Here is a 16,564-nt window from a genome sequence, read left to right on the forward strand (position 1 = left end):
GCCGACGTCCGCCTCTCCACTATGAAGTTCCAATTACCTTCCGTTTTCCATGTATCACACTTCAGCCGCGCGGTAATTCTTGCCACGCTGTTGCCGCTCGCCTTTACCGTACAGACACGTGCGCAGACCTCGCGGATCCGCGTCACGAACGACGTGTACACGCATCATGTGACACGTGTGGGTGCGGCGGATGTGTTTGTGGTGGACGGTATAGCTCCCGATGCGGATGGACCTGTCCGCCGTCCAGTGCGGCGTATCCGGTTTGCCGAAGCCCCGGAGGGGGCGGTGGTGGCGCTGCGCGCGGTGGAATACGGCGCCTCGTACAAGGCCTGGCCCTACTACGGCGCGCGGTATGTGTTGCAGGCGGATTCCTCCCTGGCGGCGGTCCACATCCGTCGCGAGGCGCCGTCGTCCGACACCGGCGTCTCTATCCTCTCGCAGCGCCTGACATATGAGGACGGTGTGCTGCGGCCCGAGGTCGAAGTGCCGCTGCTGGACTTCGATGCCGCGCGCGGAGAGACGCGTTGGGTGCGCACCTATGAATTCGAGTATGTGTTTGCTGCGGGTCCGGCCGGCTCCCTGCCCGCGCCCACAGCGCGCGGGCCGTACAGGGCGCAGCCCTTCATACGGCGCTCGGCGGATCTCGACACCAGCGGCGCGTGGATCGACCGGGGTGCCGAGGCGCTGCGCTTTGACATCCGCACCGACGGCATCGTTAGAATCGACGCCGCGTGGCTGCGCGCGGCGGGAGTTGATCCCGCGTCAATCAATCCCGCGGGCGTGCGTCTGGTCAAACGCGGCACCGAAATCCCTCTGCATGCCGTGGGCCTCGACGACGGAAGTTTCGGAGATCAGGATGCGTTTTTCTTTTATGGCAAGCGCCGCTACGACGACGGCGGCTACCGCTTTGTGCCCGCCGATCCCGACGATCCTTGTCCGCAGTACATCAACAAGTATGGTGACTCGTCCGCCTACTGGCTCTTTCTCGGAACCGCGTCCGGCCGCCGTGCGCAGGTGATTGCGGCGCCCGCCGTGCCGCCGCGCGACACGGTGAACTGGGCCTTCGAACTTGTGCATCACGAGGCCGACAACTATCTCTTCGCCGTTTCCACCGATCCGGTCCGCCAGCAGGTAAACGCATGGACGGCCGACAAGACGTGGTTCGAAACCTGGCTCGGCATCGGAAAGGCCTCCTTCGCCTTCCAGGCCGACAACGTGCGGAGCGGTCCGCGCGCGCGTATCTGGCAGAAGTCCGGCAGTTGGACCGCGCCCACATCCTTTACCCCGAATCATCGCGTGACGGTGGCGTTGAACGGCGGCCCCGTGCTCGATTCCGTCGTGTACAACGTGAACCGCCAGGGTTTGGTGGTGGCGCGTGGCAGTGGCACCGACATTAAAAACGGCGAGAACCTGCTCGACGTGCGCAACGTCAAATTCTATGAGGGCGACAACGCCCTGTATCTCGACTGGTTCGATGTCGAGTATCCGCGGCATCTCGTTGCGCGCGGTCCGCGCCTCGATTTCGGCGTGGATCCCGACATGGGCTCCGGCCCCGCACTGTTCCGTATCACGGGCCTCTCGGCAGCGAACCCTCTGATCCTCCGCCGAAAGGGGAACGATGTCGTTTCTCTCGCGCCGGTCTCCATCAGCGCCACTGCACCGTTCACCCTGGTGTTTGCCGACACACTGGTCGCGGGTACGCAGTATTCCGTGCACGCACTCGACAGTGTGCCGGCCGCTCCTCCCGCGCAGAAGCGTGTTATCGCCGATCTCCGTTCGACGGCGTCACAGGCGGTGTATCTGGTGATCACAGCGCGCGATTTCCTTGCGGAGGCGCAGGAATATTCGCGCTTCATCACGCAGTCGTACAATGTGAGCACACGTGTTGTGGCCGTGGAGGATGTGTACGATAACTACAGCTTCGGGCAGTTCCAGCCGGAAGCGATAAAGGTGTTCCTCTTCGACGCGATGAACACGTGGACGCAACAGACACCACGCTATCTGCTGCTTGCGGGCGACGCCAATTACAACTACAAAAACGCTTCCACGCCGCAGTCGTTCAACTTTGTGCCGACCTACGGTTTCCCGGTCAGCGACATCTGGTTCGGAAGTTTCGACACGCTCAGCATCGAGCCCTCGCTGGCCATCGGCCGTATCACCGCGCACAGCGGGGCCGAGCTGCTCGCGTATCGCGACAAACACGCGCGTATGCTCGCGGCGCCGCCCGACGTGTGGGACAAGACCTCGCTGCATTTCAGCGGAGGCACAACCAACATCCCGCAGGAGAAAATCGACGAACTGCGGCGTATCAACGAGTCCGTGATTCGCGAGGCCGTGCTACCCGCGCCGTACGCGGGGAATCCCGTGCATTTTTACAAGACCAAGACTCCGCCCACCGATTTTGGTCCCTTCACCGCGTCGTATGTGCAGGAAAAAATCGGCGAAGGCGGCATCATCATTTCGTACATCGGGCACGCGGCCATACGGACCTGGGACAACACCATCGGTGATCCGGCACAGCTTTTCAACAATTCCGGGCGGGCCTCTCTGGTGTCGGATTTCGGCTGCTCGACCAGCAAATTCGCCGATCCCGACGGCAGCGCCTTTGCCGAGCTGTTTGTGGTGCCCGAGGGCACGCAAGCAATCGGGTATATCGGCAATGCGGCCATCGGCTACACGAGCACCGCGGCCATCATGCCCGTCCTGTTCTACCGCTCGCTGCTGCGCGAGGGTGCGCCGTCGATAGGTGATGCGCATCTCGCCTCGAAGCGCGAACTGCTGCGTCTGTACGGCAATTCCGTCGTCAATCGTATCGCGATACAGTCGAACACCCTGATCGGCGATCCCATCGCTCGGCTGCCCGTGCCGCGCGCGCCGAATCTTGTGGCGCGCGCCGAGTGGGTGAGACCGGGGACGGACATCTTCACAAATGCGATGGACACACTCGCCTTCCGCATCGTGCTCGCGAACTTCGGCACATTGACACCGGACTCCGTCACCATCGTCGTGCGCGACATGGTGGCCGGTTCCGCCCGTGTTGAACGCCGTTTCCGCCGTCCGCTTCCCTCGCTGTACGACACGCTCGACGTGTCCATTCCGGGCGGCGACGTGCCGGGCGCGCATGTGCTGCGCGTGATGGCGGATGCCGACTCCCGCGTGGACGAGTCGCGCGAGGACGACAATACGGCCGATTATCCGTTCACCGTGTTGAGCACGCATCTGCAGATCGCAAACGTCTCGCTGGTGCAGACCGCGGACGGACGGCCCGAGGCGGTGATGTTGAATCCCATTCTTAATCCCGGGGATGTGCGCGAGGTGCTGGTGGAGTTCGACACCACCGTCTCCTTTGTATCGCCGTTGCTGCAACGCCTGCCATACCAGCGCACGACCACACGTATCGACATGCCCGCCTCTTTGCCGCCCGGCGCGCGTGTGTACTGGCGTGCGCGCCTCGACGCGCCTGCGGCTGAATACGTGGGCCCGTACAGCTTCTGGAACACGACCGCGCGGCTGCCCTTTGTGCAGCGCGACTCGGCGGCGTTTGCGACGGTGCAGCGCGAAAACGCGCTGTTGACACGCGAGGGTATCACGCTTGCGCCGGGCGCGCGCGCCCTGCGCGTGATCGGCTCCGGATATAACGACGGCAACTACGGCACGGTGTCGCTGGACGGTCGGAACCTACTGCCGACAACCTTCGGACGCGGATACTACATCGTGATCCTCGACAGTGTCACGATTACACCAGATACGATCGCCATCTACGACACATACGAAAATCCCGGCGAGTGCCAGCGTGCCGCGGCCTTTCTGCAGTCGGTGCCCTTCGGCAAGATCATCGCCATAGCGACCATGGATGATCCCTTCTCGTATCACCCGTCGCTCCCCGCCGCGCTCAAGGGCATCGGCAGTCTACACGCCGACACACTGTTGAACTACGACTATTCGTACCGCGGAAACTACGCCATCATCGGGCGGCGCGGGGCCGCGAGCGGCACGGTGCAGGAGGGCTTCAACTCCAAATTTCAGGGCCGCGTGCTGCTCGACACAAGTTATGTGGTCGATTCCGATACCGCTCTCGTGGTGTCTCCGTTTTTTGGGCCGGCGCGCCGGTGGACGACCGCGTATCTTGAACGCACACCGACGGCGGCAACCGGCATAGCCGTGATGGTGGAAGGGCAGCGCCGCGACGGCACGATCGAGACGGTGCTTGCCCGCGCAAATCCCGACACGCTCGATCTTTCCGCAATCGACGCGGCGCGTTATCCGCGCCTGCGCCTTGCCGCGTCGTTGATTCCCCGTCCCGGCTCAACACCTCCTGTGCTTAAAGGCTGGAGCGCAGGATATGTGTTCCTTCCTGAACTGGCGCTGAACTATCAGTCCGTGTCCATCAGCCCAGATTCCGTGGCGCAGGGTGATCCCGCGCACCTGGCGGTGTCGGTGACAAACGCGGGCGAGAGTGATGCGGCCGGCTTTGTGGTGCACGTCGAGACGACCGGACCAGACAATATCCGCCGACCGATCGCCGCGATGCCCGTCGTGTCGTTGCGATCCGGCGCATGGTTCGACACAACTCTCACACTCGCGACAGCCGGATTTTCGGGCCCGCAGAACGTGGCGGTGTATGTGGACCGTGACGGCGCCGTGAGCGAACAATATGAGACGAACAACTCCTTTATTACGCGACTGAAAGTGCAGCGAGACACGGTGCCTCCGATGTTGACGGTGCTGTTCGACGGCCAGGATCCGCCGGAAGGCGACTACATCCGTCCAACACCCGCGGTGCTTCTGCGCCTCGCCGATGCGAGTCCGCTGCGTGTCACGAGTCCCGCCGCCTTCACCATCACGCTCGACGATTCGGCTGTTTCGACGGCCGGCCTGCCGTTTACGCCGATGAGCGCGACGGGTCCTGCCGAGCTGCAGTACACGCCGCAACTCGCGACAGGGGAGCATGTGTTCCGATTTAATGCGCGCGACGAATCCGGCAATCCCGCAACACCCGACGATGTTGTGGTGCGGGTGCTCGTCGACACCGACGGCAAGGTGCTGTCGCTTGTGAACTATCCGAATCCCTTTGCCGACAACACGGCGTTTGTGTTCACACTCACGGGTGAAGCGCCGCCGGAAGCGATCGAGGTCAAGCTCTACACCGTGGCGGGTCGTCTGATTCGTACTATTATCGCCGACCCCGGCGCGCTGCGCCTCGGACAGAATGTGCTCCCCTGGGACGGACGCGACGAGGATGGGGACGTGATTGCCAACGGCGTCTACTTCTACAAGTTCATTACACGCAGCAATGCCGCGACGCGCGAGATACTCGGGCGTTTGGCTAAACTCCGCTGATACAGCCAGAAGCGGCCCGTGTGCCGCACAGACGAGAGGACATCCCATGATACTTTCAGCCAGCCGCAGCACGCTTTGCGCGTTTGTTCTTGCCGCAGCGCTCAGTATGTCCGCGAATGCCCAGCAGCCGTTGCGTGTCGACAATAGCGCATACAAATACCGTGTCGTAGAAACGGGAGGTACTGCGCTTCTCCGTGTCGACGGCATACAGCCGTCGATACATGATATGATACGCTACCCGCATCGCATCGTCGAGCTGCCCTGCCCTGACGGGGTGTGCGCGGAGTTGGAGATGGCCGACCTTCGGCTGTCCGCTCCGATGCGCGCGACTCCGCATGTGTACTACGAACAACGGCTTGGTGTCGATTCGATAATCACCGCCGAAGCGCGTCCGCTTCCCGACGGTCCAGCCATCCGGCCCGTGGTGATATCGCAGACCGACGGTGTACGCGACGGCGCCCCGTATGTGCGGCTTGTTGTGCCTCTCGTGAGTTACGATCCGTCGACGAACGAACTGCGTTGGATCGAGAGTTTCTCCCTGCGTCCCCGGCAGGGTAGCCGGCTCGCGGCCGCTCAGCCCCTTCCCGCCGCCGCAGCTCCCTACAACGGGCAACCCTTCGTGCGCCGCAGCCGCCACCTCGACACGAGTGGCGCGTGGATGAATTATGCGGACAAGAGTCTCCGTTTTTATGTGAAAAACGACGGCCTCGTCAAGCTTCCGAAGACGTGGTTTGCCGCCTCAGGATTTTCGCTTACCGGTGTGAATCCGGCGAACCTGCGTCTGATGCGGAAGGGCATCGAGGTACCGATGCTCGCGGTGGGTATGGACGACGGCTCCTTCGACGATGCGGACTATTTCGTCTTTCTCGGCGAACGAAACTATGAGGATCCGAATTACCGCCGCGTCCCGACATACGAGGAGCGTGACGAACCGTATCCGGAATACCTCAACAAGTACACGGATTCAGTCGCGTACTGGATTGTGCCCGGAATCACCGCGGGTGCGCGGATATCGACCGCGGCAGCGGCGGGAACCGCGGGTTCGGACACGCTCGACTGGTACTACGCGCTGAATCGCTACGAACTCGAAGACGAATTCCACTGCCTCCACACGTCGCAGACCCGCATCCAAACCTCCGACTGGACCTCCGAGGACACCTGGCATATCGGTGGAGCCGGCTATGTCCGCTACGGGCAGGTACGGACCTACAGGACCACACTCACGAATCCGAAGCCCGGCATCGACGCACGTTTCTGGGGCAAGTTTTTTTCGTGGTATTCCGAGGCGCCGGCCCGTCCACATTACCGGATCCTGGCGCGGCTCAACGGCGGGCCGTGGCTCGATTCGGTCGAGTTCAACATTAACGAGCAGTCGCTGCTCAGGACCACCATTCCAACGGCGAACATACTCGCGGGGGAAAATCAGATCGAAGTGTTCAACCGTGATGTCTACCCGGGGTATGACGGACCGCAGATTCAGATCGTCTCCGATTGGTTCGACATAGAGTATCCGCGCTACCTGACCGCGACGTCAAACATCCTTCTCTTCGGTTTGGAAAACGCCCTCGGTGCGGGAATCAGGCGTATAAAGGTATCGAATGTCACGGCGGCCGATCCGCTGCTTCTGAAACGTACCAGTGCGGGTATCACACGGATAAGCGCTCTCGATCTCGCCACTTCCGACAAGACTCTCAGTTTTGTGGACACAGTGACCGACGGCGCGACGTACGCGCTCGCATCAATCGCCGGCATGGCCACTCCGTTTCCCGGCCGTACACGAAACGTTCCACAACTTCGCGTCCCGGCGCCACAGGCGAAATATATCATCCTCACGGCGGATGAACTCCAGACTGCCGCGGAAGAATATGCCGCCTTCATCCGGTCGCAGTACAACACCACCACGCGGATTGTGACAGTCGAGGACATCTACGACAATTATTCTTTCGGCACGTTTAATCCAGAGGCACTGAAGCTCTTCCTGCTGGACGCGCGGAATACGTGGACGCAGGAGGAGCCGGAGAACGTGCTGCTTGCGGGAGATGCAAACTGGAACCTGAAAAACAAGGCGAGTGCATGGTCGAGGAATTATGTGCCCACGTACGGCGCGCCTGCCTCCGACACATGGTTCGTGTGTTTTGATACACTCGGCATCGAACAGGAAATCAGCATCGGCCGACTGCCGGTGGCCTCAGCAGCCGATCTGCGTCGCTATCTCGAGAAACACCGCGCGTACGTGGCGATGGTCCCCGACATCTGGAACAAGACGACCTTGCACTTCAGCGGCGGCGACGCAAACAAGGGCCTTGAGAGCATACTGCGCCTTCGCGAGGTAAACAGCGCGGTGATTCGCGACATCGTGGAACCTGCGCCCATGGCGGGTCAGTCATTCCATTTCTACAAAACGGTTTCTCCATTGTCGAATTTCGGACCATACACAGTCGAGCAGATCAAGAAACGCATTTCCGACGGCGGCATCATGATCTCGTATATCGGGCACAGTGGTACCGACGTATGGGACAACGCCATACAGGAAACGCAGCAGCTCGACAATGCACGCGCGCGTGCTTCGTTGGTGACGGACTTCGGCTGTTCGACAGGCAAATTCGCCGAGCCGGACATCGTATCCTTCTCCGAAAAATTCGTGACGTCGAAGGACGGCCAGGCCATCGCGTATGTCGGTAATTCCTCACTGGGCTTCGAGGCCACATCGCTGGTGCTTCCCAGCGAATTTTACACGGAGTTGATTCTCTCGGATTCGCTCAGCATCGGCGAGGCACATCGAAGGGCGAAGGGGAATCTCATCCGGAAGTTCGGATTGTCCACAATCAACATGATCGCGATCCGCTCGAACGCCCTGATTGGTGATCCCATCATGCGTATCGCTTTCCCGCATAAGACCAATCTCGTGGCCCGTCCCGACTGGATGCATCCGGTGGAAGAATTGTTTACCGACGTCGCCGACTCACTGCATTTTGATGTCGCCTACTGGAATGAGGGCCGTTACAGCGCAGATACTCTGACCCTCGTCATCGAGGATTTGCAGCAGAACACCGTGCTGCATCGTGTCGAAACCCGCCGGGCTTCGCCCCTGCTAAGCGACACCGTCCGTGTGGCGTTCCCCGTCAACGGCATTGCCGGAACACGCCGCATACGCGTGACGTTGGATACCGAGGGACGCATCGATGAGAGCAGCGAGACCGACAACACCGCCATCGCCGAATACTTCGTGTACAGCACACAGATCAAGGCGGTGAACGAACCGCTCGGTACCAGCATTGGAAATCTTCGTCGGATTGCCGTGCTCAATCCGATTTCAGATCCTGGTGCCGTTTCCAACGTGAAATATGAGTTCAGCACCAGTCCGGGCTTCGAAGCGCCGACGGTTGTCCAGGGACCGTACGGGAAAACGCAGTCGGTACTCGACGCGGTACCCTCGACCGGCGCCGATGGCAAGTATTACTGGCGCGCCTCGCTGCCCACCAGCAGCACATTGTACGCCGGACCCTTCGCGTACTGGAAGGGGAGCGGCAACGCGTTGTTCGTGCAGCGCGATTCCGCCGAGTTTGCTCGCGCGGAAATACGATCCGCGCTCTACGACGCCGCGAAAGGTATGACCGTGCTGCCGCCATATCGGAAAATCGCCGTATCGTCCGCGGGTATTCAGGATGGCGGCTACGCGACCGTCGAAATCGACGACTTCAACGTTCTGCTCACGACATACTTTCAAGGGTATGCGGTGGTGGTATTCGACAGTCTCACACTCCAGTTGAAGCGGCAACGCAATTTCGAAACGCTGAACAACTGGGTCGCGAGCAACGCCTTCAAGGCCTATGTCGACTCCATTCAGCCCGGTGAATTGGCGGCGATCACGTCGGCCTATGACCCGCGCAGCAATCTCGCAGTGTTTCAATCCGCGCTGAACGCGCTGGGCGGCTCGGGAATCGACAGCGTGGCTGCACTCGGATCGTATTGTATGATCGGGTGGCGCGGAGCCGCCCGTGGCAGTGTGCCCGAGGCACGCGGACTTCCCGGAAAGGGAAAATCATACACATCCTCCATCTTCTATCTGCGTCCCGACACGGCTGTGGTGACCTCGCCGCCCATCGGTCCCGCGGCGCGATGGGTCAGTGCGCGCCTCGTGCGCAGCGGCAAGGATACAACCGTCATCGCCGTTACCGTGCGAGGCATCGACACCGCGGGAGTGGAGACGGAAGTACTTGCAGCAGCGAATCCCGACTCGCTGGATCTTTCCTCCTTGGACGCGAAACGGTATCCGCAGCTCCGCCTCCGCGCCGTCATGGCTCCGCGCTTCGGCGCCGGTCAGCCGGCGCTGCGCGCCTGGGCCGTCGACTATCGCATGGCTCCTGAGCTCGCGGTGAACTATCAGTCCATCGCCGTCGTCAACGACACGGTGGGGCAGGGTACGGCAGTGGAACTGCACGCGGATGTGCTCAACGCGGGAGAGACCGACGCGGGCCCCTTCACGCTTCAGGTGGACATCGTCGGCGAGGACAACATACGCAGGCAGATCGAGACAGTGCCCGTTCCGGGTCTCGCACATGGCGCATGGTACGAGGGGCGCGTGCAGATACCCACGGCGGGACTCGCGCACGGATATCAGGCGCTTGTTGTTGTCGACAAGGACGGGACCGTCCAGGAACAATTCGAAGACAACAACACGATATCGGCGCGTTTTGTTGTACGCTCCGACACAACGCGTCCGATGCTCGATGTGCTGCTCGACGGGTATCCTCCGCTTGACGGCGAGATTGTGAGTCCGACGCCACGTATCGTTCTTACTCTTGTGGACCGCAGTCCGCTGCCTGTCACGAGTTGCAACAAATTCACTGTCCGCCTCGACGAGCAGCCATTTCATTGCGATTCGATGACCTTCACGCCCGGGACGGCGACAAACGATGCGAGCGTTGCACTTATGCCGCACCTGTCGCCTGGTGATCACATCTTCCATTTCAACGCGGAGGACGCCAGTGGAAACAAGGTTGCGGAGACCGACCGCGAGCTTCTCGTGCGTGTTGTCACCGAGGCCTCGATACGCGACGTGTACAATTTCCCGAACCCCTTCGCCGGCGCCACAACATTCACGTTCACCCTGACCGGCACAGGTGCTCCCGACGAGGTGCAGGTGAAAATATACACAGTGGCCGGGCGGCTGATACGCACAATGAAGTCCTCCGACGGTTCGGCGCGATTTATCGGTCCGTCGAACACGCCGCGCGTAGGGCTCAACGCGGTCGCGTGGGACGGCACCGACGAGGATGGTGACGTGCTTGCCAACGGCGTGTATTTCTACAAAGTGATCGCAAAAAGCGGCGCGGCATCGCAGGAATTCATCGGCCGCCTCGCCGTGCTGCGCTGACACGCGAAGGTGCAGGTATGCACCTGCATGCGCACAGTTATTATTCGTTTCTCGCCGGGACGCTCTCGTTGGAGCGTCTCGTCGCGTATGCACAACGCAACGGTCATGCCGCGCTGGCGCTCACCGACACAAACAACGTGACGGGAGCGACCGAATTTGTCACGCGATGCCGCGAGGCTGGGATACAGCCGATAGTCGGGGCCGATGTTCGCGCGGGCGCCTCACGCGCCGTGCTTCTGGCGCGCAACTGGGACGGATACCAGCGGCTCTGCGAGGTCGTCACACACGCGGCGGCGCAGCAGCCCCCGGCGCGTATCACGGAAGACGCGGCATGGGCCGAGGATGCAACGCTGCGCGCGGACGCGGCCCGCAGGTCTGTCGCTGAGGCGGATGCGCCCGCGCGGAACGGCCGATCTGAACGGATCGAACTTGTGGACATACTCGAGGAGTTTGTCAGCGACGACCTGGTGGTGATGACCGAGGACCGCGGCGTGCTCGAGGCATTGCGGCCGCTGTGCGCCCGGGATACTTTGTACGCAGAACTTGTGCCCGCGCGCGAGTCGCGCTGGCCCGCGCTGCTGCGCGACGCGGAACGGCTGCGTGTGCCGCTCGTCGCGGCAAACGACGTCTACTTCGGCGAACCGGGAGGCCGCACCCTGCATTCCGTGCTGCGCGCGATCTCAACCAATACCACTATGGGAACACTCGACGACACCGAAGTGGCGCACCCGTCGCAGTATTTTATGTCGGAGGAGGAAACCCGCGCGTTGTTCCACTCGCTGCCGACGGCGCTCGAGAATCGCGCATGTATCGCCGCGCTCTGCGACCTGCAATTGGACTTCACCACATCGAAGTTCACAACATTCGGAAACCGCACGGCCGACGAGAAACACATGCAGCTCCGCGCCCTCGCGGAAAAAGGCGCGGCGGGCCGGTATCCCGCAGGAGGCAGGGATGTGCACGACCGTCTTGAAAAGGAATTCCGCATCATCGCCGAGCTGGGCTTCGCGGACTATTTCCTCGTGGCATGGGATCTCGTTCGTTACGCGAAACACAGGAACTATCCGTACGTGGGCCGCGGATCCGGCGCGAACAGCATCGTGGCATACTGCCTCGAGATCACCAATGTGGATCCGATCGAACTCGATCTCTTCTTCGAACGATTTCTGAATCCCGAGAGGAAATCTCCTCCCGACTTCGACATCGATTTTTCGTGGCGGAATCGCGACGACGTGATCGACTATGTGCTCGGAAAATACGGTCACGAACGCACCGCCATGATCTGCACGCTGTCGACCTACAGTCCGCGCGGAGCGATGCGCGAAACAGGCAAGGCGCTCGGGTACAGCGAGGCCGAGGTGAAACAATGCACGTCCCTGCTCTCGAGTTACGGCTCTGCGCGCGATCTGCACGATCCGCAGTCCCCGTTCCGGCGCCATGCAGGCGTCATACTGCAATCGGAATACGGCGCGCGCTGGATCGCGCTCGCCACGCGTATACTCGATTTCCCGAACCACTATGGTATACACTCGGGCGGAGTCATCCTCGCTCCCGAGAAGATGACGCGGTACACGGCCACGCAGATTGCGCCGAAGGGCGTCCGTATCACGCAGCAGGACATGTTCTCGATAGAGGACTGGCGCCTCGAGAAACTCGACATCCTTTCGACGCGCGGCCTCGGGACATTCGAGGATACGATGCGCGCGGTCGAGAAGAAACACGGGCACACGCCGCCGGTGCTGCGGTATACAAACGCCTGCGAGGATGCGGAAACACGTCGCATCATGCGCGAGGGCAAGACGATCGGCTGTTTCTATGTGGAATCGCCCGCCATGATACAGCTCCTGCGAAAACTCCGCACCGACACGTTCGAGATGCTCACGGCTGCCAGTTCCATCATCCGTCCCGGCGTGGCCCAATCGGGCATGATGCAGGCCTTCATCGAGCGCTACCACGATACGTCAAAAATAAGACCACCACATCCGAAAATGGCCGAGTTGCTGCACAGCACCTTCGGTGTGATGGTGTATCAGGAGGATGTGATCAAGGTGGCGCATTTTATCGGCGGCATGTCGCTGGGCGAAGCCGACGTGCTGCGCCGCGCCATGTCGGGCAAGATGCGCTCGCAAGACGCGATGCGCGCGCTCAAGGACGGTTTTTTCCGCGGCTGTGCGTCCAGGGGCATCGACGAGTCCGTGACCGCCGAGATCTGGCGGCAGATGGAATCTTTCGCCGGGTATTCGTTCTGCAAGGCCCACTCGGCCTCGTACGCGGTGCTTTCTTTCCAGGAGGCCTATCTCAAGGCGCATTATCCCGCCTATTTCCTCTGCGCCGTACTGAACAATCAGGGCGGATACTACCGGCCCGAGGTATATGTGCAGGAGGCCCGTCGGTTGAACATTAGCATTCTCCTGCCGAGTGTGAACGAGAGTGCAACGCTGCACACATGTCCCGACGAAAGCACCATACAGCTTGGCTTTCTGCACGTCAAAGGACTGTCCGACAGATCGGAGCAGGCCCTGCTCGCGGCACGGCAGGAGGTCGGGCGCTTCAACGACATACAGGACTTCCTGGCGCGCGGCGGTGTGACCTTCGAGGATGCGTGTATACTGATACGCTGCGGCGCATGCGACTGTCTGGGTGGCGAGCGGCCTGCGATGCTGGTGCTCGCGCGCCTCTTCCTCGCCAGGGGCGGAGCGGGAGGTACGCCCGAACTGCCGCTCGAGCGGCCGCTGTTCGACGACGAGCTGTCGGGTCTCCGGCCTTACAGCACCACGCAGATTGCGGAGATAGAACTGGAGACGTTTTCGTACACCGTGTCGGCGCATGTGCTCGAGAATTTCCGCGAACAACTGGCGGGCACAAAGCGGGCGGGTGAGTTGGCCTCACTGGTCGGACGCAGGGTGTCGGTGGGAGGATGGATGGTCGCCGCGAAAATGTCGCGTACAAAAAAAGGCGAACGAATGATGTTCATGAACCTCGACGATTCCACCGGCATGATCGATGTGGTCGTGTTTCCGAAATGTTATCACGAATTCGGGCATCTCCTCCGCAGCGCCGGACCGTATCTGGTCACCGGCCGCGTCGCACGTGAATATGGCGTGATCAACGTCGTTGCGGAGAAGATCGAGAGGTTGGCTTCGTAATAGCGGAAGGTAGATGGTAGATGGTAGTTGGGTAGATGGTAGATGGTAGTTGGTAGATCAGTAGCTGGTAGGTGCGTGATCTGCTCTACGTGAGTGAGGAGACAGGAGACAGGAGACAGACTTTGGCTTGATGGCCTCCTTCCTCCTGTATCCTGACTCCTCACACGGACAGAGTAGACCGATCTAGCATCTACCATCTACCCAACTACCATCTACTATCTAGCGCTCTACCACCCCTTGACCATCCGGCAATCCGAGATTTGCCGCACGTGATGCTCGCCGTGCCGCGCATAGGTCCGCAGCACATCCATGGCCGTCATCGTTCCATTCTCAGGATGAAAGGCCGTGCGCTCGAGGGCCGCTTCATCAAGCGTCTCAATGAGGCGCGACCAGCGGTCGTGTATCCCTTCGAGCATCGCGAGCGAAGCTGCGATGGGAGCGTGCGCGGCATCGGACAGCGCGGCCCACAGATCCTGATCGTAGGGCTTCAAGGTCGGATTGTCCTCGGTGAGGATGAGCCGGAAGCGGATGTAGGCATTTGCGTGGGAATCGGCGAGGTGATGGAGCACCTGCCGTATTGTCCAGCCCCCCTCGCGGTAGCGTGTGTCAAGTTGTTCCTCGGTGAAACCGTGCACTGCTTCACGCGCAAAAGAAGGTAGTTGGCGAATGGCGCGCGCGTAATCGGCCCGCTGTCCTGCGTCGATCATAGTTGCTCCTTGTGTATTGTCGGGGAGGCCGGATTTGAACCGACGATCTCCTGCTCCCAAAGCAGGCGCGATACCGGGCTACGCTACTCCCCGGGGGAAATAACAAGGTACGTCGATTTCACCGAAATGCGAAATCGGTTCCTCGCTCATGTGTCACGGGCGGCACTCAGACGCCCGCTATCTTGTCCGCCAGAACCACGCTTTCGGCCCGCGCGGCTTTGAGGTTCAGGAAGAGCAGCGCGATGCCGCCGACGAGGAAGAAGACGACAAGCGAAATGATGGAGTCGCGCGAGGATCCGGTGGTCTGACGTACGACTGCAAACACGATGGGCCCCCATATCGCGCTGAACTTTTCGAACACCGAGAAGAAACCAAAAAACTCCGCGGCTGCTTCCACTGGAATGATGGAGCTGTACAACGAACGCGACAGCGCCTGGCTGCCGCCGAGTACAAGTCCGACAACGCCGCCGAGTATCCAGAATTCGAAGGGCTGACTCATGAAGTAGGCGTATACCACCACTGCGGTCCAGATCAGCAGCGAGAGCAGGATCGCGTTTTTTGTCCCAGTGCGTTTGGATATCCGTGCAAACATCTGCGAGCCAGCAACACCGACAAGTTGCACCATGAGCAGGCAGCCCATGAGTGTGAGAGTGTCGAAATGCAACTCGTCGCTGCCGTACACCGTGGCCATCGCGATCACGGTCTGTATGCCGTCGTTGTACACCATGAACGCAAGCAGGAACAGCACGAGCTGCCTCATTCTTCCGACGATACCCGCGGTGCGCGCGACACGCGCAAAGCCGGCCCTTGCGAGCGCGCTCCACGATTGCCGGACGCCGTCGTGGTGGTCCTCCCGCAAATGATGGAAGGTGATGAGGGAGAAGCCCGCCCACCAGAGGCCGACGCTGCCGAGCGAGATACGAAGCGCCATGGTGACATCGCTGATGCCCACGGCGTCGTGGAACTGCACGAGCAGCAGGTGCAGGATAAAGAGCAGCCCGCCGCCGGCGTAGCCGTACGCATACCCGCGCGCGGAGACGGCGTCCTGTTCCTCGGGTCCCGCGAGATGCGGCAGGAAGGAGTCGTAAAACACGTTGCCTGAGACGAAGCTGAAGTTGGCCACCAGAAAGAGGCCGAGCGCAAGCGCCACGTCGCCCTGCCCGACGAGGAAGAACAAAGTGGATGCGGTCGATCCCAGGATGGCAAAGACGGCGAGGAAACGTTTGCGCGAGGAACCGGCGTCGGCAATGGCGCCGAGCACGGGGGACGAGAGCAGGACGGCAAAGGCGGAAATCCCCAGCGCGTATCCGTACAGCGACGTCGCGCTCAGCGGCGTTGTGCCGATCAGCGGAAGGACGTATCCGCTTGCGGGAACAACAACCTTGTCGAGATAGGGACCGAACAGGGCGGCGAGTATTGTCACGGCGAAGGCGGAGTTCGCCCAATCGTACATGTACCATCCGAAACGCTGCTTGTGCAGCGGATGGGGCTTCGTCGCGATCCTCATGATAAAAAACTACGCGCCGATTATCCCGCGGCCGGTCTTGGTCACAAGGCCCTGGCCGCGCAGGTCCTGAAGCACCGCGTCGAGCATGCCGTTCAGGAAGCCGCTGCTTTTGTTAGTGCTGTAGCGCTTCGCGATGTCGACGTACTCGTTGATGGTAACCTTGACGGGAATGTCGGAAAAGTACATGAACTCGCAGAAGCCCATCCGAAGCAGGATGCGGTCGAGCACGGCGATACGCTCGAAATCCCAGTTCGCCGTCAGACGTTTGATCACGGGATCGCTTTCGTGCCGATGGTTCAGAACGGAGTAGACAAGCTGCTGCGCGAAGGTGTACAGTTCCGGTTCGGAGTCCAGCTCGATGCCCGCGATGGTTTCCATCAGCATTTCGATGGGCTCCTGCGAAATCTCGTACGCGTAGAGCACCTGCATTGCCCGCTCGCGCACATCGCGCCTGGTTGTCTGTCTGCCGTGTGTGTGTGTCGTCATA

At 61.0% G+C, this 16,564-nt stretch carries 6 protein-coding genes and 1 tRNA gene; 3 read left to right on the top strand and 4 right to left on the bottom strand.

All coding sequences use genetic code 11. The features are described from left to right. Nucleotides 1–21: 21 nt before the first annotated feature. Genes HY962_05175 through HY962_05185 form a run of 3 tightly spaced genes read left to right on the top strand, consistent with a single transcriptional unit; the run spans nucleotide 22 to nucleotide 13,863 of the window. The gene (locus HY962_05175) at nucleotides 22–5,340 is read left to right on the top strand and encodes a T9SS type A sorting domain-containing protein (protein ID MBI5646305.1); all 5,319 of its coding nucleotides are present in this window, start codon (nucleotides 22–24) and stop codon (nucleotides 5,338–5,340) included. A gap of 46 nt (nucleotides 5,341–5,386) precedes the next feature. Beyond that, nucleotides 5,387–10,717, top strand: a complete 5,331-nt coding sequence (locus tag HY962_05180) for a hypothetical protein (GenBank protein MBI5646306.1) — start codon at nucleotides 5,387–5,389, stop codon at nucleotides 10,715–10,717. A 17-nt stretch (nucleotides 10,718–10,734) separates the two neighbouring features. Further along, nucleotides 10,735–13,863, top strand: a complete 3,129-nt coding sequence (locus HY962_05185) for a DNA polymerase III subunit alpha (GenBank protein MBI5646307.1) — start codon at nucleotides 10,735–10,737, stop codon at nucleotides 13,861–13,863. 227 nt (nucleotides 13,864–14,090) lie between these two features. On the opposite strand, the gene HY962_05190 is transcribed toward HY962_05185, so the two are convergent. The 4 genes from HY962_05190 to nusB all read right to left on the bottom strand — a co-directional run bounded on the left by HY962_05190 (nucleotide 14,091) and on the right by nusB (nucleotide 16,563). Further along, complete coding sequence (locus tag HY962_05190; GenBank protein ID MBI5646308.1) at nucleotides 14,091–14,570, bottom strand: putative metal-dependent hydrolase; 480 nt, start codon at nucleotides 14,568–14,570, stop codon at nucleotides 14,091–14,093. Between the two features lie 19 nt (nucleotides 14,571–14,589). Beyond that, nucleotides 14,590–14,663 (bottom strand) — tRNA-Pro (locus HY962_05195). Nucleotides 14,664–14,736: 73 nt separating this feature from the next. Beyond that, on the bottom strand, nucleotides 14,737–16,077 hold the full coding sequence (locus tag HY962_05200; GenBank protein ID MBI5646309.1) for an MFS transporter: 1,341 nt from the start codon (nucleotides 16,075–16,077) through the stop codon (nucleotides 14,737–14,739). Nucleotides 16,078–16,086: 9 nt separating this feature from the next. Further along, a complete protein-coding gene (gene nusB, locus HY962_05205) occupies nucleotides 16,087–16,563 on the bottom strand; it encodes a transcription antitermination factor NusB (protein ID MBI5646310.1) in 477 nt (158 codons plus the stop codon). Between the last annotated feature and the right edge of the window lies 1 nt (nucleotide 16,564).

It is taken from the genome of Ignavibacteriota bacterium (assembly GCA_016218045.1).
GTDB lineage: Bacteria > Bacteroidota > Ignavibacteria > SZUA-365 > SZUA-365 > JACRFB01.